Consider the following 19378-nt stretch of genomic DNA (forward strand, 5'->3'; position numbering starts at 1 on the left):
CGGCGTTTCTGCCTCGGATTTCCGGCAATCGACAGTATTGCGGCGGGTATACGGCCCGCGCGGCACTGTAATTGCGTACGCAATGTTGCGTTTTAATATCATTCCTTATTCAGTACAAAATGGGATGGGCGAATATGGTGTTTCAATATTCCCGACAGCCGCGATCGCATGGCGGCATCGATCTTCCGATCGCGATGTCCGCGGCCCGGCTGGGGAATAGGCCGGATGCGCCTGCACCGTGGTGGAAGGCCGGCACCGCCTTGCGGCCGACAACCCGTCGGGCCCTCTTCAGCCTTTTCGCGATCGCGGCAGCGATGCCCGCTCCGCGGGCCCACGCCGGCACCCCCGCCAATGGCCTGGCCCATGATGCAGGCAATGTCGGGAAATCCCCGGGTGCCCCTGCGCCGGGCAAGTCGCGCGGCAGCCAATCGAAACACAAGGCCGATGCCGACGAGCAGGTCATCGTGACGGGCACGCGCGCGCCCAACCGCCATGCGCGTCAAAGCTCCAGCCCGGTATCGGTCGTCACGGCCGCCACGCTGGCGCGCGCGGGCACGCCCAACCTCGCCGACGCGCTGGCACGGACCTACCCCTCCATCAACATCCAGGCGATGGGACAGAATGCCGACGCCCTGACATCGTCCATCCGCATGCGCGGGCTGAACCCCAACCACGTCCTGATCCTGGTCGATGGGGTCCGCCGCCATACGACCGCGAACATCAGCACGGGCGCGGGGGTGAATTTCGGCTCCACCCCCACCGACCTGAACACGATTCCCGCCGCGGCGATCGATCATATCGAGGTGCTGGAGGACGGCGCCGCCGCGCTGTACGGCTCCGACGCCATCGCCGGCGTGGTCAACATCATCACCAAGAAGAAGCCTTCGGGCCTTCATGTCGGCGCGACGACCGGCGCCAACGCCTATAACGGCGACGGCTGGACCACGCAGCTCGACGCCGATGGCGGCGCCAGCCTGGGCAGCGACGGATATCTGCACCTGTCCGGGCAGTTCATGCATCGTGACGATTCGGTCATCCGGGCGATCGACCACCGGCTGATCGAAAACCAGGCGCCCCCGGGCGCCTATACGGCCGGTGCGTATACCGGACATCTCGCAATCCCCCTTTACGTGAACCAGGTCACCAATGTCCCCGAGGAAACCCGGGAATCCCTGGCGCTGACCTTCGGCAAGCCGTTGTCCGAGACGGTGGACGGTTATGGCATGATCACGTACGCCCACCGTCATGCGCAGGCGTTCGAACAATATCGCCTGCCCACCGTGCTGCCCTCGGTCTATCCGTCCGGCTTCGAGCCGATCGATGCGGGCGAGGAAAACGACTACGCCGCCACGCTGGGGCTCAAAGGGCACGATCTCTTCGGCTTCGACTGGAATCTCGCCACCACATACGGCGCGGACCAGATCAATATCTCGACGACCAACAACGTCAATCTCGGCATGCTGAAGCCGACATGCGTCCCCGCCTCGGCCGATCCCGCTTCCCCCTATGCGTCCGGCGACGGGTGTGGCTACGCGAAGACCAATTTCTTCCTCAAGGGCTTCACAGCCGCGCAGTGGGACAACAAGCTGGATTTCCGCCGCGGCTTCACCCTGCCGTTCCGGATGCCGCTCAACCTGGCCTTCGGGGCGGAGCATCGGCTCGAAACCTATGAACTGACGCCGGGCGAACCCGCCTCCTACCAGCTCGGCGGTCCGCAGGCCATCGTCGGGCTGACGCCCCGGAACGCCGGGTCCTGGAGCCGCGACATCTGGGCGGGCTATGTCGACACCGACATCAAGCCGCTTGCGCACTGGGACGTCGACCTGGCGGGACGGTTCGAGCATTATACGGATTCGGGCAATACCGAAAACGGCAAGGTTTCGACGCGCTACGATATCACGCGGAGGGTCGCGATCCGCGGGACGATCAGCAACGGTTTCCGTGCGCCCACCCTGGCCGAGCAGCATTACGGGTCCGCCAGCCTGTCGCCGACGGTCGCCGGCGGCCTCCTGCCCGCAAGTTCGACGGCCGCGCACGATCTGGGCGCCACGCCGCTCAAGCCCGAACGGTCCTGGAACCTGTCGGGCGGCTTCGTGCTGGAACCGGTCGACGGGTTCCACGTCGAAGTCGATGCCTACCAGATCGCGATCCGCGACCGTCTCGTCAGCAGCAGCACCTATAACGGCCCGGCGGCGGTCGCCGCCCTGCAATCCTTCGGCTTCAACGTGCCGTCCAGCATTCCGGCACAGAACGTCACGGCCAATTACATCACGAACGGCGCCAGCACGCGCACCCAGGGCGTGGACATCAAGGCGGATTACCTGCTGCATCTGCACCGCTACGGCAATTTGGCCCTCACGGCGGCGCTGGATCTGAACCGGACGCGCGTCGGCCACATCGCCAGCGGCGCGAACGGCGTGCCGCTGCTCAATGCCCAGGCGATCTCGATGTTCACGACGGAATATCCGCGCAGCAAGCTGATCCTCAACGCGCTGTGGACGATCGGTGATGTCGACATCAATGTCCGCCAAAGCCGCTACGGTGAAACCTCCAGCCTGCTGACCTACCAGGATTGGGCGACCGGGACCTGCCCCGACGGATCGCCGAAGCAATATTCGACCAAGTGCTGGTACCAGTTCAAGGGCTCGCCCCGCTGGCTGACCGATCTGCAGGTCGGCTACCGCATCAATCCGCATTGGCACGTCGCGCTGGGCGCCAACAACATCTTCAACATTCGCCCCCGCCAGATCCCGCAATCGACTCGCTATAACGGCACGAACATCTACGACACCTACGCGGCAGGCATCCCGATGACGGGCGGGTATTATTACGGTCGCGTGGACCTGACATTCTGAAGATCGAAAAACCGGCCCTTTCCACCGGGCCGGCTCGTCACGCGGGTCCGGCTGCTCGATGCCGGCCGATCCGGATCAGCGGCTCGGCGCCACCGACAGATAGTGCGGAACGATTCTCGGGCTCCATTCTTTCGGAAACAAAATTTTTAATGACCACCCCGCTGCGCGCCACCGGACAATGCGCCGTGATCGCGGGCCGAAATCGTCGTCCCGGCAACCGCCAGGCCGCACGGGCTCGCCGGATCGCGCGGAAACAGCAGCAGCGCGATCAGCCCGCTCCAGCCGGTCTGGTGCGATGCGCCCAGCCCGGCTCCCGTCTCGCCATGGTAATATTCATGGAACAGCAGATGATCGCGAAAATGCGGGTCGCGCCGCAACAGCGCGCTGCCGCCCAGGGCAGGACGGCCGCCGTCTTCCGCCGACGCATACAAGGCGGCCAGCCGGTCCCGCAGATCGTCGGCGACTGCCGCCAGGCTCGCCTGGTGGCCCGACCCGACCGGAAACTCCACCTTGAAATCATCGCCGTAATAGCGGTGGAATTCATACAGCGAGTCGATCAGCAGGTAATTGACCGGCATCCAGACCGGCCCGCGCCAATTGGAATTGCCGCCGAACACGCCCGAACGCGATTCACCCGGCTCGTATTCGACGCGATAGGTCTGGTCGCGATGCGTAAAGACGAACGGATGCGCCTGATGATATTTCGACAGCGACCGCACGCCGTAATCGGACAGGAACTCCGCCTCGTCCAGCGCCCGGCGCAGCAGCGCCTTCAGCCGATGCCCGCGCAGCAGCGACAGCAGGTATTCGGCGCCCTTGCCCGGCTCCTGCCAGCGCGAGATCAGCGCGGCCAGGTCCGGATGGTGCCTCACGAACCAGCGGGCCCGCTTTGTGAAATCCGGTAGCTGGACATCCGCGCCGGGCCGCAGGATCTCCACCGCGAACAGCGGGATCAACCCCACCATCGACCGCAGCCGCAGCGGCACCCGCGCGTCCGAAAGATCCAGCACGTCGTAATAGAATTCGTCCTCCGGGTCCCACAACCCGCACCCATCGCCGCAGACCCGCTCCATGGCATAGGCGATATAGAGGAAATGCTCGAAGAATTTCGTCGCGATGTCCTCATAGACCGCGTCGCCATGCGCCAGTTCCAGCGCGATGCGCAGCAGGTTCAGCGTATACATCGCCATCCAGGACGTACCGTCGGCCTGGCTCAGCATGCCGCCGGTCGGCAGCGGCCGCGACCGGTCGAACACGCCGATATTGTCCAGGCCCAGGAAACCGCCCTGGAAGATATTGCGCCCGCCGGCGTCCTTGCGGTTCACCCACCAGGTGAAATTCAGCATCAGCTTGTGGAAGATCCGCTCCAGGAAAGCAACATCCCCCTTTCCGGTCATCGCCTTGTCGATCTGATAGACGCGCCAGGCCGCCCGCGCATGCACCGGCGGATTGACGTCGCCGAACGCCCATTCATAGGCCGGCAACTGGCCGTTGGGATGCATGTACCATTCACGCGTCAGCAGAATCAGTTGCGCCTTGGCGAAATCCGGGTCGATCAGCGCGAAGGTGATGCAGTGAAACGCCAGGTCCCACGACGCATACCAAGGAAATTCCCATTTATCCGGCATCGAGATGACATCGTAATTGTCGACATGCCGCCACTCGGCATTTCGTCCGTTCACCCGGTCGCGCGGCGGTTCCGGCTGGGTCGGATCGCCCGTCTGCCACGCCGAAACATTGAAATAATAGAACTGCTTCGACCACAGCATGCCGGCGAAGGCGGCGCGCTGCACGGCCCGGTGCCCCGAATCGGCAACATCCTGCTGCAGCACGGCATAGAATTCATCCGCTTCGGCGCGCCGGTCGTCGAACACGCGGTCGAAATCGACGAAGGGCGCTCCCTCGGCTCCCGCCGGCCGCAGGCGCAGCCGCACGCGCGCGCTGCCGCCCGGCGGCAGCACCAGCCGATGCAGCATGGCGCATTTGCTGCCCACCCCTTCCGGATTGACGGCCGCCCGCTCGCCATGGACGACATAATCGTTGATTCCGTCCTTGAAGTAACCAGACGCCTCCATGCCGAAGATCCGGCGGAAATTCGTCTCGTTCTCGCAGAACAAGATCTCCGGCGCTCCGTCGGCATACAGGCGCAGCGCGGGAAAGAGCGGATGCGCCGTCTCCACGACATCCTCCGCCACCTTCCGGATCCGCGCACGCGCGATCTCGGTCGTCCAGCTCCACATGTTGCGCGCCCAGAATTGCGGCAGCAGATGCAGCACGGCCTCCTCGGGCCCCCGATTGACCACGGTGACGCACATCAGCGTGTCGTCCACATCCGCCTTGCCGTATTCGACGGTCACGTCGAAATAGCGCCCCTCGTCGAAAACGCCCGTGTCGACGATCTCGAATTCAGGATCACCTTGTCCACGCCTGCGATTTTCCTCGACCAGTTGCGCATAGGGAAACGCGGCCTGCGGATATTTGTACAGCATCCGCATATAGGAATGGGTCGGCGTGCCATCCTGGTAATACCACAGCTCCTTGACATCCTCGCCATGGTTGCCCTCGGCATTGGTCAGGCCGAACATCCGTTCCTTCAGGATGGGATCACGTCCGTTCCACAGCGCCAGCCCCAGGCACCAGCGCAAATGGTCGTCCCCCCAGCCGGCAATGCCGTCCTCCCCCCAGCGATAGGCCCGGCTGCGCGCGTGATCATGCGGGAAATAATCCCAGGCCGTGCCGCCGGCGCTGTAATCCTCGCGCACCGTTCCCCATTGACGCTCGCTCAGATAGGGCCCCCAGCGCCGCCACGGCGCGCCCTCGGCAATGCGCGCCAGGCGGCGCCCCTCCGTGGTCTCGAACAGAGTGCGGCGTGGGGGGATCGCATCCATCATCGTCGGTCGAGCCTCACGGGTTGCGCGCGTCGGCCAGCATCCGCTCGATGCGGATCAGCTCGCCCAGCGACCAGGCCTGGAAAGGGCAGCCGCCCGGCACATGCGGCGGATCGCCGTCCGCGACCTCCGACACATGGCCCAGTCCGGCCGTCTCGAGATGCGCCTGCAACGGCGCCAGGAACCGCGCGCGCGCCTCCGCTTGGGCGGCCGGCCCCGCGCCCCGCACCCGCAGCCACGCCTCCACGAACGGCCCCATCAGCCAGGGCCAGACGGTTCCCTGGTGATAGGCCGCATCCCGCGCCGCCGGATCGCCGCGATAATGCGGCCGGTATTGCGGATCGTCCGGCGCCAGCGAACGCAGCCCCAGCGGCGTCAGCAGCACCCGTTCCACCAGGGCGACGACGCCGCGCGCCAGATCGCCCTCCACCACGGGGCAAGGCAGCCCGCCCACCGCCAGGATCTGGTTCGGGCGGACGCACCCATCCGTCGCGCCGGGCCGATGGTCGGCATCGACCACGTCGAACAGCCCCCCGCTGGCCGGGTCGGGAAACCGCGCGGCGAAGGCCGCCCGCGCCGCCCGCTCGACCGGCGCCCAGCGCGTCGACCACCGCCCGGCAATGAACAGGGCATTGATCCACAGCGCCTGGATCTCCACCGGCTTGCCGATGCGCGGCGTCACCGGCCGGTCGCCGATCCGCGCATCCATCCAGGTCAACTGGCTGCCCGGCACGCCGGCACGGACCAGCCCGTCGGCATCGCAGCCGATCCCGTGCCGCGTCCCGCGCAGATAGCCATCCAGGATCGCCTCCACCGCGGCGGCCAGCACGGCCGCGTCGCGCGGCGCATGGCCGGCCGCCGCCGCCGCATCCAGAAAATCCCCGACCGCAACGACGAACCACAGCGACGCGTCCACCGCATTGAATTCGGCGACATCCCCCGCGTCGGTAAAGCGGTTGGGCAGCATGCCGCCATCCACCAGCCCCGCCCACAGGCAAAGCAGCGCATCCGCCTCCTCCAGCCGCCCGGTCGCCAGCAACAGCCCCCGCATCGCGACGAAGCTGTCACGCCCCCAGTCGGTGAACCAGGGAAACCCGGCCAGGATCGTCCGGCCCCCACCCCGCCCGACCACATAGCTCGCGGCCGCCACCCCATGCGGATCCGCCGCCCCCGCACGTCGCGCGCGCTCCGCACGGGCCAGCCCCTCCGCCCGTTCCGCCGCTCCCTCCTGGGCCGCGGCCGGACCCGTCGCATCCTGCCCGCCCTCCGCCCGCAGGATCAGCACCGCCACGCCGTCCATCGGCGCGAAAGTGAACCGTCCCGGCGACGCCAGGTCCTCGACATCGTCCAGCCCGCGCGCCTGCTCCGCCCGATAGAGGAAATTCCGGTACCACACCGGCTCCGGCTGATACGCGCCGTTGCCCGCCGCGACGATCGCCGGCAGCGCGGCATAAGGCCGCCAGACGACACACCCCTCCCGCACCGTGCTGCCCAGCGCGCAGACCGGATTCTCCCGGTGCAGCGCGTGATAATCGCGGCCCGAGAGCAGCGGCCGCACATGCAGCCGCCACGGGCCCACCCCCTCCTTGTCCAACCCCGCCGTGCCTGTCCACGCCGCGCAGGTCCACGCCGCGCAGGTCCAGCGCAGCACGGTCTCCGCCGTGTCGCGCGCCACGAACAGCTCCTGGCCGATCGCGGTGCCGTCCGGCAGCACGAAATCCCAGCGCGGCCACGGCACGTGCGCAAAGCCGGCCAGATGCGCCGCGCCGTCGGGAAACACCACATCCGGCAGATAAAGCTGGGTGCTCAGCGGATAGGTGCCGGACGGCGTCTCCATCCAGACATCCAGCCCGTTCACCAGCACGACACGGCCGCCCGGCGGCCGGGTCGCGGCCAGCAGCAGCGCGTGATAGCGGCGCATGCGCACACCGCCCACCGTCCCCGACGCGAAACCGCCCCGGCCGTCCGCCTCCAGCCACTCTGCGTCGCGCTCCATGATCGTCCGCACTCCCGCATGGGACATGCAGGACATCCCCGGCATCGAAACCAGGCAAGCCCCTCCCGGCCGAAATCACGATCTATTGCTCCTGGCGCCCCACATTGACCGCGCGCGCGAAATACGCTGAATTCCCCGGCGCATCGCCGGTCGAGGACCCATGGCCCAACCCAATTCCGCCGCCCCGTCCGCCCCCCTGGCCGCCCCCCAGCCTGCCATCGCGGTGCGGAACGTGACCAAGACCTACGCGTCCGGCTTCCAGGCCCTGTCCGACGTCACCCTGGACATCCACCTCGGCGAGATCTTCGCCCTGCTCGGCCCCAACGGCGCGGGCAAGACGACGCTGATCAGCATCATCTGCGGCATCGTCACGGCCACCGGGGGCACTATCCGGGCCAACGGCCACGACATCGCCCGCGACTACCGCGCGGCACGGCGCCAGATCGGCCTGGTGCCGCAGGAACTCAGCACCGACGCGTTCGAAACCGTGCTCGCCACCGTCCGCTTCAGCCGCGGCCTGTTCGGCCGGCCCGCCGATCCCGCCTATATCGAGAAGATCCTGCGCGACCTGTCGCTGTGGGACAAGCGCGACAGCAAGATCGTGACCCTGTCGGGCGGCATGAAACGCCGGGTGATGATCGCCAAGGCCCTGTCGCACGAACCGCGCATCCTGTTCCTCGACGAACCCACGGCCGGCGTCGACGTCGAACTGCGCCGCGACATGTGGCAGATGGTGCGCGCCCTGCGCGACACCGGCGTCACCATCATCCTGACCACCCATTATATCGAGGAAGCCGAGGAAATGGCCGACCGGATCGGGGTGATCAACAAGGGACGGATCATCCTGGTCGAGGAAAAATCCCGCCTGATGCACAAGCTGGGCAAGACCCAGCTCGTGCTCCGGATGCAGGCCCCGCTGGCCGAATGTCCCGCCGCCCTCGATGCGTGGCAACTGGAATGCACGGCCGGCGGCACCGAACTGGTCTACACCTACGACGCGCAGGCCGCCGATACCGGCGTGGCCGCCCTGATGCGGCAGATCGACGCGCTGGGACTCGAAATCCGCAACCTGCAGACCCGGCAAAGCTCGCTGGAAGACATCTTCGTCAGCCTGGTGCGGAGCGAATCATGAATCTTCACGCCATCGGCGCCATCTACCGGTTCGAGATGAGCCGCACCTGGCGCACCCTGCTGCAGAGCATCGTCTCGCCCGTCCTCTCCACGACCCTCTATTTCGTGGTCTTCGGGGCGGCGATGGGGGCCCATATGCGCATGATCGACGGCGTCGCCTACGGGGCCTTCATCGTGCCGGGCCTCGTCATGCTCTCGCTGCTGACGCAAAGCATCATGAACGCCTCCTTCGGCATCTATTTCCCGAAATTCCTCGGCACGATCTACGAGGTCCTGTCCGCTCCGGTCTCGCCCCTGGAAATCGTGATCGGCTATGTCGGGGCGGCCGCCAGCAAATCGCTGATGCTGGGCCTCATCATCCTGGCGACCGCCCGGCTGTTCGTGCCGTTCGGCATCGCCCACCCGCTGCCGATGGCGGCCTTCCTGGTCCTGACCGCCGTGACCTTCAGCCTGTTCGGCTTCATCATCGGCATCTGGGCCGATAATTTCGAGAAGCTGAACCTGGTCCCCATGCTGATCGTCACCCCCCTGACCTTCCTGGGCGGCAGCTTCTATTCGATCGGCATGCTCCCACCCGCCTGGCGGACCGTGACCCTGTTCAACCCCGTCGTCTATCTCATCAGCGGCTTCCGCTGGAGCTTCTACGGCATATCCGAAATCGCAGTAGGGATCAGCCTGGGCATGACGCTCCTCTTCATGGCGCTCTGCCTGGCCACGATCTGGTGGATCTTCAAGACGGGCTACCGCCTGAAACGCTGAACGCTGAACGCTGAACGCTGAACGCTGAACGCTGAACGCTGAACGCTAAACGCTAAACGCTGGACGCCGGGGGGCCGGGCAGGGCAGGGGGCTACCCCTACCGCCCCGGCCCCGGATCGCCCCGCACATTGACATGCAGCGCGTACAGCGAATGCGTCGCCGCCATGAACAGCCGATTGCCCCGCGCGCCGCCGAAGCACAGATTGGCGCACCGCTCCGGCAGCGGAATATGGCCCAGCCGCACGCCCGCCGGTGTAAAGACCGTCACGCCGTCCCGCCCCGCTCCGCCGCCCCAGCCGCACCACAGACGCCCCTCCGCGTCACAGCGCAGCCCATCGGCCAGTTCCCCGTCCCCGGCCGTGACCAGCACCGATTTGCGAACGATGGCGCAACGCCCGTCATCCAGCACGCAGGCCCAGATCCGGTTGGGCTCCGCCCCGGTCTCGATGACGTACAGGATCGTCTCGTCCGGCGAGAAGCACAGCCCGTTGGGATTGACGAAATCCGCGCAGGCCAGATGAATCCCGCCCGCCGGGTCGATGCGGTACAGGTTGGTCGTCGCCTCGGCCGCCGCCCCGCAGCCGCCTTCATACACGCTGCGCAACCCGTAATCCGGATCGGTGAACCAGACCGATCCGTCCGACGCGCACACCACGTCGTTGGGCGAATTCAGCCGCCCGCCCCCGACCCCGGCACGCGCGGCCAGCACGGTGATCGTCCCGTCATGCTCGGTGCGCGTCACCCGCCGCGTCTCATGCTCGCACGTTACCAGCCGCCCCCGCCGGTCGCGGCTATGGCCGTTGGCGAAATGCGACGGCGCGCGAAAGACCGATACCGCCCCGTTCTCCGCGCACCAGCGCATGACCCGGTTGTTCGGGATGTCACTCCACAGCAGGAACCGCCCGTCGCCGAACCACACCGGTCCCTCCGCCCAGGCCATCCCGCCGGCCAGCCGCACGACCGGGCTGTCGGGCGGCACCAGCGCCGCGAACGCCCCCGCATCGCCGCCCGTCATCGTTCCAACTCGCCGTCCATATGCGCGCCCGGCAGATGGCGGGGGCGATAGGCCACCACCCCGGCCACCAGCACGGTACCCACCAGTACGCTGCTCTCGATCGCCTGGACCAGCCCGTGCGTGGCGCTGAACCACGGAATCCAGAACCCCGCCAGCCCCTGGCCCAGCGCCGCGACGGCATAGCTCGTGCCCATGCCCAGCGACCGGCTGTCGGACGCGAAACGCTGCGACAGGTAATGCGGCACCAGCGCGAACACGCTGTTGCCGAACGCCCCGACCACGAACGCGCTCGCCAGCATCGCCTCCATGGTGCGCGCGGTGACGAACGGCACGATCACCAGCATCGTCACGATGAAATAGGCACCGAACACCACGCGTTCGCCCAGCCGGCCGGCCAGCGCGCCGCACAGCGGCTTGCCCAGCAACGACCCCACGCAATAGGCCGCGATCAGCGGAAAGACCTGCCCCGGCGTCAGGTGGCGCACCGTCCGCAGCAAGGTCGGATAGAAACTGTACAGCGCGGCATTCTGGAACTGCAGCACCGCCATGAACACCAGCGCCTGCACCGCCGCGCCGTCCAGCCGGAACATCCAGCGCCGCGGCGCGGCGTGCCGTGTCGGGGAAGATGCCCGCGCAGCCTGCAATTTCAGCCAGACCGGGCTCTCCGCCACGTTGCGGCGGATAAAGATCGCCAGCAGCGCCGGCGCGATCCCGATCAGGAACAGCCCCCGCCATCCCCAGCGCGGCAGGATGACCGCCTGCGCCGCGGCCGCGGCGAAGAACCCGCACTCATATCCCGCCATCATGATGGACGATGCCAGCGACCGCGCGCGCGGCGGCACGCTTTCCATCAGCAGCGCGGCCGACGCGGTCCATTCGCCGCCGAAACCGATGCCGAACAGGAACTGCACCACCACCATCGCGGCATAGCTCCAGGCCAGCGCCGTCATGCCGGAAAACACCGCGAACCAGATCACCCCGATCATGAAGGTCAGCTTGCGGCCATAGCGGTCGGCCAGCCAGCCCCAGCCGGTATTGCCTAGAATCCGCCCGACGCTCTGGGCGGTGATGATCAGCCCCATCGCCGTCAGGCCGGCATTCAGGCTGCGTCCCATGTCCGGCAGGCACAGCAGCAGGGCCACCTGGTCGAACGCATCCAGAAACCAGCCCAGAAATGCCGCGATCGTCACCCGCCAGTACGGCATCAGCAATCGCACGGGACTCGCAAGCGTCTCATCCGCGTCCAGCGCGGACGGTATGGCGGTGCCTTGTGTCAGCACGTCTTGTTCTCCTGTCGCCAGGCTTTTCGTTATTCTTTATTCTTGCGCCGGAGTCCTGTATCGGATCTCGGCATCGGTCCCGCATCTGGCGTGGCTCCAGATGTACGGGCCGCTCCCACAGTCCGGCAACAGCAATTCGTTCCACCGCACGTCACGATATGGTGCATCGCCCATAATATGGGTTCGCCGGCCGCCGATATCCCCCGAGCATCCCAGGATCGTTCCCGAACCATTCCCAAGCCATCTCAGGATCGCGCCCTGGTCCGTGCCGCGCGAATATGCTTACGATTCCGCATGAGCAACGATATGCCGATCACCCGCCTGACCGTTCCCCCGCTGCACGCCGTCACCCGCGACCTGGCCGCGACCGCCGGCGGCGGCAGGGCGCCCGACCTGGTCATCACCGGCGCGCGCATCCTGTCGACCTATTCCGACCGGATCCTGTCCGACCGCGAGATCTGGATCGCCCACGGCCGCATCGCCGCCGTCAAGCCCGCCGGAAGCTGGCGACGCCTCACCGCCGCCCCCGCGCAGCTTTACGACGCGCGCGGCGGCCTGCTGGCGCCCGGCCTGGTCGATCCGCACCTGCATATCGAAAGCAGCATGATGACGGCCTGCGCCTATGCCGAGGCCGCCTTGCTCAACGGCACCACCACGATCTTCTGCGACAGCCACGAAATCGGCAATGTCGCCGACGTGGCCGGCATCGAATGGATGCTGCAGGATGCGCGCCAGGCGCCGCTGAACATCTTCCTCACCGTGCCCAGCACCGTCCCCGCCACCGATCCCGCATTCGAAACCGCGGGCGGCGACCTCACCCCCGCCAAGATCGGCGCGCTGTTCGACAATTGGCCCGAGGCCGTGGCGCTGGGCGAGAAGATGGATTTCGTGCCGCTCTGCCTGGGCGATTCGCGCAGCCACGCCGTGGTGGCCGAGGCCCTGAAACGCGGCCGGCCGGTCAGCGGCCATGTCTATGGGCGCGAATTCGTCGCCGCCTATGCCGCCTCCGGCGTCACCGACACGCATGAGGCCGTCACGCGCGAGATCGCCGACGACCTGATCGAGGCCGGCATCTGGGTCTTCCTGCGCGGCGGCCCGCCGACCACGCCCTGGCATTCGCTCCCCGCCGCGATCCGCGCCGTGACCGAATGGGGCGCCAGCCCCAAGCGCGTCTGCGTCTGCACCGACGACCGCGATGCCGACGATCTGTTCCTGTTCGGCCAGGACTGGGTGGTGCGCCAGGCCATCGCCGCCGGCATCCCCCCGGCCCAGGCCTGGAGCATGGGTTCGCTCAATCCCGCGACCCGCTTCGGCATGGATGGCGAACTCGGCGGCCTGGGCGGCGGCCGGCGGGCCGACATCGTGCTGCTCGATGACGACCGCCAGGTCCGCAACACCTGGTACGGCGGCGCCTTGCTGGTCGAGGACCGCAAGGTCACGCCCATCCTGGACCGGCAACTCTCCCACGGGCGCTATCGCTATCCCCCGGCGGCCTACCGGACGATGCGCCTGGGTCCGCTCGCCGACCTCACGCCGCCCCTGCCGCGCGACCCCGTCACCGCCAACGTCATCCGGATCGGCCGGCCCGGCGACATCGCCCTGCTGCACGAACGGATCAACCTCGCGCCGGCCCCGGACTGGCGGACCCATCTCGATGCCCATGATCTCTGTTTCGTCACCGTGCTGGAACGCCACGGCCGGCACGGCCACGCGGCGCACGGCCTGCTCCAGGGGTTCGGCCTGACCGACGGCGCGGTGGCCAGCAGCGTGGGGCACGACGCGCACAACGTCATCGTTGCCGGCCGCGACCCGGCGGACATGCGCCTCGCGGTCGAAACCATCCGCGACGCGGGCGGCGGCGTGGTCGTGGTGGCGCAGGGGCGGGTCCAGGCCCTGGTGAAGCTGCCCGTCGCGGGCCTGCTGTCGGACGAACGCGCCACCGTGGTGGCCGAACAGACACGGCGGCTGAAACAGGCGTGGAGCGCCCTGGGCTGCCGCATGCCCTATATGGGCTTCAACCTGATCCCGCTCTCCGTCGTGCCGGATATCCGCCTGACCGATCGCGGCCTGATCACCGTGCCGGCCATGCGGCAGGTCCCGCTCTTCGAGACGGCCTGACCCCCGCCGCCGGTTTGGGGCGGCGCGCGCGGCCCGTCGCCGAAACGGCAACAGCCCGTGCGCGTCTTTGTGTTGGATTTTCCGTTACGTATCCGTCATTTTCTGCCCGCCGCGCCCAGGCGTGCAACAATGACGCGTGCAACCATGACGCGCGCAACCACGACGAAAGAATAATCCGAAGCATGTTCCAGACCGCATCGCCGCCCGACCGCCCCCGCCGCTTCCCGCTCGTCCTGGGCGCCCTGCTGCTCGCCGCGACGGCGGGCGCCGCCCGGGCCGAACCCCGCAAGGTGATCCTCGATGATGACGGATTCAGCCTGGCGCAATGGCTGGTCATCAAGGCCCCCGAGACCCAGGTCCTCGGCGTCGCCACCGTCAGCGGCGACGTCTGGCAGAAAGAGGCCACCGCCAACGCCCTGCGCGGCGTCGAAATCGCCGGCCGTCCCGACATCCCGGTCGTGCCCGGAGCCACCGACCCGCTGCTGAATTCCGAGGCTCTGACCGAACGGTGGGAAAGCCTCTACGGCAAGCTGGTCTGGAAAGGCGCCTGGATGAAGCACTGGGTCGAACCGACCACCCAGGCCCTGCCGCCCTATCACGGGCCGGACGTCGTGCCCGACCTGCCGCTCGGCAATCCCGTGAAACAGCCCTCGGCCGAACGCGCCGCCGATTTCATGATCCGCATGGTCCATCGCTATCCGGGCCAGGTCAGCATCATCGAAACCGGCCCCTTCACCAACCTCGCGCTCGCCCAGCGTCTGGACCCCGCATTCGCCGGCCTGGCGAAGGAACTGGTCTATATGGGCGGCAGCCTCAATCCCCGCCAGACCCGCACCGATGCCGTCGCCGCGCAGTTCGCGCGCGAATTCGTCAATTCCCCCCGGCGCGAATTCAATATCCGCTTCGACCCCGAAGCCGCCAGCATCGTGCTGCGCGCCCCCTGGCGGCATATCGTCATGGTCCCCGCCGACCCCTCGACCGACACCGAACTCACGCCCGACCTCATCAAACGCCTCGGCGCCGCCGACACGCCCGTCGCCCACGCCCTGCGCACCCGCCCCGCCGGCTCCCCGCTGTGGGACGAAATCGCCGCCCTCGTCTGGCTCGATCCGTCCCTGATCGTAAAGAAGACCGAATTGTTCATCGACGCCAACAGCCAGTTCGGCCCCGGCTACGGCGACATCCTGTCCTGGACCCCCGGCTACGAACCCGGCCTCGGCGAACGGAAGAACATCGTGGTCCAGAAAGTGGACGTCCCCCGGCTCGAAGCCGAAATGACCACCCTCGTCGCCCGCCCCCAGCCTCCGGTCAGCGGCCGGCCCCTTCCGTGACAGGGGGCGTAAAGGGGTTCTTCTTTTTCTGAAGAAAAAGAAGCAAAAAGACTTTTATTCGTTATGGTTCGGTGCGCGGTCGGCGCATCGAACCTCAAAATGCCGACAATCTTTATATAAATTCAAAAAATAACAGAAAACACCACTAGATATCGAACGGCGCGTTGTCGATCACGTTCTTCATCACGAAGAACGTGCGCGTCTGCCGCACGCTCGGCAGCGCGATCAGTTTCGCGGCATGCAGGCGGTTGAAATCCGCCATGTCACGCACCCGGATCTTCAGGAAATAATCGAAATCCCCGGCGACCAGATGGCAATCCAGGATCGCCGGAATCTCCCGCGCCGCCCGCTCGAACGCCGCGAAACTTTCCGGCGTCGAACGGTCCAGCACCACGCCGACGACCACCAGCGCCCCCAGATCCACCTTGTCCGGGTCCAGCACCGCCCGCACCGTGCGGATATAACCCGCCTCGACCAGCCTCTGCGTGCGCCTGTGACAGGTCGCGGCACTGACATTCACGGTCTGGGCAAGGTCGGCATTGGCCATCCGCCCATCCGCCTGCAACAGCCGCAGGATCTTGCGATCGATCTTGTCCAGCCCATCCGCCATGAAAGATCATTCCACCAGACAACGTTATAACGGACACTCATACCGTATTTGCGCCATGCATGAAATCAAGGCCAAAAATCCAGCCCGACTTGGAAAGCACCCACCGCGATCGGAATGATAGGCTCCATGCCGGTTCCACCGCACGAGGTTCGTCATGCTGTCCCGCTTCGCCCGTTATCCGCTGACCTTCGGTCCCACCCATATCCAGCACCTGCCGCGCCTGACCGAATATCTCGGCGGCGACGTCCAGACCTATGCCAAGCGCGAGGACTGCAATTCCGGCCTCGCCTTCGGCGGCAACAAGCTGCGCAAGCTGGAATATATCGTCCCCGACGCGATCGCCTCGGGTGCCGACACGCTGGTCTCCATTGGCGGGGTGCAGTCCAACCACACCCGCCTGGTCGCGGCGGTCGCGGCCAAGATCGGCATGAAATGCCACGTGATCCAGGAAAGCTGGGTGCCGCATGACGACGCGGTCTATGACCGGGTGGGCAATATCCTGCTGACCCGCCTGATGGGCGCCGAGGCGCAACTGGTCGATGAAGGATTCGATATCGGCATCCGCGACAGTTGGCTGCGCGCGTTGGACGAGGTCCGCGCCAAGGGCGGCAAGCCCTATCCCATTCCGGCCGGCGCATCGGTCCATAAATTCGGCGGCCTGGGCTATGTCGGCTTCGCCGAGGAAGTCCGCGCCCAGGAAGCCGAAATGGGCATCACGTTCGACTATGTCATCGTCTGCAGCGTCACCGGCTCGACCCACGCGGGCATGGTGGTGGGCTTCGCCGCCGACGGCCGGGCCCGCAACGTCATCGGCATCGACGCCTCCTTCACCCCGGCCCAGACCAGGGCCCAGATCCTCGACATCGCGCAGAAGACCGCCACCCTCGTCGAAGCCCGCCCGATCGTCGAAGACGACATCACGCTGATCACGGACTACGCCTACCCCGCCTACGGCGTCCCCTCCCGTGAAACGATCGAGGCCATCCGCCTCTCCGCCCGGCTCGAAGCCATGATCACCGACCCGGTCTACGAAGGCAAATCGATGCAGGGCCTGATCGACCTGGTGCGAAAGGGCACCTTCCCCAAGGGCGCGAACATCCTCTACGCCCATCTCGGCGGCGCTCCCGCGCTGAACGGCTACAGCTACACGTTCCGCAACGGATAGTATCCCTGCTGCGAAATCCGCGCGCGGATTTCGCAATCAGCATCCGGCAAGATGTCGAAGCGCCCGGCAATCGTCCCACAGTTGGAGGAAGGATCGCAGAGTCTGGATACGCTATCGATGGCGCGAGCGCCATTCTTCCCGTGTTGTTTCCCAGATTTCAATCGGCAAGCGCCCTGACACGAAATCCCGATCGCCCGAGGCGACGATGCGCATTCCGGCGCTCTCGGAGATGCGCCGAGAGGGAACGTTGGCAATCGCCTTTGGCACCCGGAGCACCGTCCTTCCGAGTGTCTCGAACCAGTAGTCGGTCACAGCGTTGGCGGCCTCTGTGGCCAGGCCTCGGCCCTGCCACTCCGGGGCGAGCCAGAAGCCTCTATTGTTGTCCGGTTCGTCCGTCAGGCTGATGATGCCGATCAGTTGATCCGCCGCGCCATTCGGCCTGATGGACCAGTGCCACGCCGTTCCTTCTTCCATCTCCGGAAGCGCCATGTCACGGATGAACGTCAGCGCGCCATCGGCCGGATACGGCCATGGGATCGTGGACATGAACTGCACGATTTCCCAGCGTGGGAAAATCTCCTGCACCGCCGCGGCATCGGAGAGATCGAGTGGACGCAAGATTAAGCGACGGGTTTCCAGTGTCGGGATCGCGGCAGTCAAAATTTCCTCCAAGCCACACTGAAATTCCATGTGCCAGCAGGTCGCGGTACAACCACTTCAGGCATTTCCACAGCGAGCTTAAATTGCACCTTGTTCGATGACGGCTGGAGCCTGAAACACGAACCCCAACGAATAAAAGTCTTTTTGCTTCTTTTTCTTCAGAAAAAGAAGATTCTTCCCCCACCCCAACGAACACCCTGCGCCGCGCCCCCTACGACACCAGGGGCAGGGACGCCTCCAGTCCCGGCACTGCGGCATGCGCTTCCATTTGCCCGCGCCGGATCGCATGCAGGCGCAGATAGGCAAGCAGCCCCAGCGGAATCACCAGCGCCATGGCATAGCCCGGCGTCATCGGGTCCTGTGTCCGGGCGATCAGCCAGGCGGTCACCGGCTGGGTCAGGCCGCCGAAGCTGGACACCGCCAGCGCATAGACGATCCCGAAGGCGAAGGACCGGCCACGATGGCCCAGCGCCTCCAGCATCGCCTGCCAGATCCCCACGGCCATGATGCTGGACAGCAGGAACATGCCGATATTCAGCGCCAGTTGGCTGGCCAGCCCCGGCCGGTGGATCGCGCCGTAATACAGCGGCAGGCTGGCGGCGGCGGTCAGCAGCCCGACCAGGATAAAGGGCGTCCGCCGCCCCGGGCAGCGTATGGCAATGAAAATTCCCGCCAGCATGCCCACCACGCCGGCGGCCAGGCCCGCCGCCATGCCCGTCATCGCGGTCGCGGGCGGCAGATGCAGGACCGACACCGCGTAGCTCACGCCGAAACTCCGCAGATAGGTGCAGATCGTGGCGCTGGTGATGGCCAGGAAGACGAACGGAATGACCGGCCACAGCGATGCCGGCTCGCCCGACATGAACTCACCCGAGGGGGACTCACCCGGCACGGCTCCGGCCGGCGGCGGCGCGGCGGCCTGATGGGCGACGGCGGAACGCCGCAGTATCAGCCCGACCGGCAGGATCGCCAGCCCGGCCAGGAACGGCACCCGCCATCCCCACGCGTACAGCGCATCGTGCGACAGCACCAGCGACAGCACCAGCCCCAGCAGGACCGCCAGCAGCGACCCCAGCAACTGGGTCATGTATTGCAGCGTGCCGAACACTCCGCCCAGCCGCCCCGGCGCGGCGCTGAAGATCAGCGCGGTCGCCGGCCCCACCTCGCCGCCGTCGGAAAACCCCTGCAGCAGCCGGGCAATGATGACGGCAACCGGCGCCAGCGTGCCGATCACGCGGGTCGGCGGCGTCACCGCCAGCAGGAACGACCCCGCGGCCATCATCGCAAAGGTCAGCATCAGCGCCGGCCGCTGGCCATGCGTGCGCGCATACCGCCCGATCACCACCGCGCCCAGCGGCCGCAGCACGAAGCCCACGGCAAAGGTCATCAGCGAAAGCAGCAGGCTGATCAACCGGTTCCCGTTGGGAAAGAAGGCATGGCCGATCATCGGCGCAAAGAACGCATAGGCCATGAAATTATAGAATTCGAGAAAATTCCCGACACAGGCGGCGGCGATGATGGCGGGCAGGGAACGGCCCCTTTCAACCGGCTCAGGCATCTTCGGTCTCCT

At 66.6% G+C, this 19378-nt stretch carries 13 protein-coding genes; 6 read left to right on the forward strand and 7 right to left on the reverse strand.

Annotated features, from left to right (window positions below):
* Positions 1–314 precede the first annotated feature (314 nt).
* Positions 315–2855 (forward strand): TonB-dependent receptor, encoded by a 2541-nt coding sequence (locus QN315_RS13640; RefSeq protein WP_323989810.1) that lies wholly within the window; start codon positions 315–317, stop codon positions 2853–2855.
* 146 nt (positions 2856–3001) lie between these two features.
* On the opposite strand, the gene QN315_RS13645 is transcribed toward QN315_RS13640, so the two are convergent.
* Together QN315_RS13645 and QN315_RS13650 are read right to left on the reverse strand one after the other, a co-directional pair.
* Positions 3002–5746, reverse strand: a complete 2745-nt coding sequence (locus tag QN315_RS13645; RefSeq protein WP_323989812.1) for an MGH1-like glycoside hydrolase domain-containing protein — start codon at positions 5744–5746, stop codon at positions 3002–3004.
* A gap of 13 nt (positions 5747–5759) precedes the next feature.
* Positions 5760–7766, reverse strand: a complete 2007-nt coding sequence (locus tag QN315_RS13650; protein WP_323989814.1) for an amylo-alpha-1,6-glucosidase — start codon at positions 7764–7766, stop codon at positions 5760–5762.
* 133 nt (positions 7767–7899) lie between these two features.
* On the opposite strand from QN315_RS13650, the gene QN315_RS13655 reads away from it, so the two are divergent.
* Both QN315_RS13655 and QN315_RS13660 read left to right on the forward strand, forming a co-directional pair.
* Positions 7900–8871, forward strand: coding sequence for an ABC transporter ATP-binding protein (locus tag QN315_RS13655; protein WP_323989815.1), 972 nt, complete (start codon positions 7900–7902; stop codon positions 8869–8871).
* Positions 8868–9629, forward strand: coding sequence for an ABC transporter permease (locus tag QN315_RS13660; RefSeq protein ID WP_323989816.1), 762 nt, complete (start codon positions 8868–8870; stop codon positions 9627–9629). The genes QN315_RS13655 and QN315_RS13660 overlap by 4 nt, the downstream gene beginning before the upstream one ends.
* 97 nt (positions 9630–9726) lie before the next feature.
* On the opposite strand, the gene QN315_RS13665 is transcribed toward QN315_RS13660, so the two are convergent.
* Together QN315_RS13665 and QN315_RS13670 are read right to left on the reverse strand one after the other, a co-directional pair.
* The gene (locus tag QN315_RS13665; protein WP_323989818.1) at positions 9727–10644 is read right to left on the reverse strand and encodes an SMP-30/gluconolactonase/LRE family protein; all 918 of its coding nucleotides are present in this window, start codon (positions 10642–10644) and stop codon (positions 9727–9729) included.
* Positions 10641–11924, reverse strand: a complete 1284-nt coding sequence (locus QN315_RS13670) for an MFS transporter (protein WP_323989819.1) — start codon at positions 11922–11924, stop codon at positions 10641–10643. The genes QN315_RS13665 and QN315_RS13670 overlap by 4 nt, the downstream gene beginning before the upstream one ends.
* 294 nt (positions 11925–12218) lie before the next feature.
* Between QN315_RS13670 and QN315_RS13675 the strand changes: the two genes are divergently transcribed.
* Together QN315_RS13675 and QN315_RS13680 are read left to right on the forward strand one after the other, a co-directional pair.
* The gene (locus QN315_RS13675; RefSeq protein ID WP_323989820.1) at positions 12219–14042 is read left to right on the forward strand and encodes an adenine deaminase C-terminal domain-containing protein; all 1824 of its coding nucleotides are present in this window, start codon (positions 12219–12221) and stop codon (positions 14040–14042) included.
* Positions 14043–14224: 182 nt separating this feature from the next.
* The gene (locus QN315_RS13680; protein ID WP_323989821.1) at positions 14225–15373 is read left to right on the forward strand and encodes a nucleoside hydrolase; all 1149 of its coding nucleotides are present in this window, start codon (positions 14225–14227) and stop codon (positions 15371–15373) included.
* A 145-nt stretch (positions 15374–15518) separates the two neighbouring features.
* Here QN315_RS13680 and QN315_RS13685 read toward each other — a convergent pair whose 3' ends face one another.
* Positions 15519–15983, reverse strand: a complete 465-nt coding sequence (locus QN315_RS13685; RefSeq protein WP_323989822.1) for an Lrp/AsnC family transcriptional regulator — start codon at positions 15981–15983, stop codon at positions 15519–15521.
* Between the two features lie 154 nt (positions 15984–16137).
* On the opposite strand from QN315_RS13685, the gene QN315_RS13690 reads away from it, so the two are divergent.
* Complete coding sequence (locus QN315_RS13690; protein WP_323989823.1) at positions 16138–17148, forward strand: 1-aminocyclopropane-1-carboxylate deaminase; 1011 nt, start codon at positions 16138–16140, stop codon at positions 17146–17148.
* Between the two features lie 111 nt (positions 17149–17259).
* On the opposite strand, the gene QN315_RS13695 is transcribed toward QN315_RS13690, so the two are convergent.
* Together QN315_RS13695 and QN315_RS13700 are read right to left on the reverse strand one after the other, a co-directional pair.
* On the reverse strand, positions 17260–17820 hold the full coding sequence (locus QN315_RS13695) for a GNAT family N-acetyltransferase (RefSeq protein WP_323989824.1): 561 nt from the start codon (positions 17818–17820) through the stop codon (positions 17260–17262).
* A 199-nt stretch (positions 17821–18019) separates the two neighbouring features.
* Entirely contained in the window at positions 18020–19366 is a 1347-nt protein-coding gene (locus tag QN315_RS13700) for an MFS transporter (RefSeq protein WP_176639717.1), read from the reverse strand.
* Positions 19367–19378 lie beyond the last annotated feature (12 nt).

This window comes from Nguyenibacter sp. L1, assembly GCF_035199985.1.
GTDB classification, from domain to species: Bacteria; Pseudomonadota; Alphaproteobacteria; order Acetobacterales; family Acetobacteraceae; genus Gluconacetobacter; species Gluconacetobacter vanlangensis.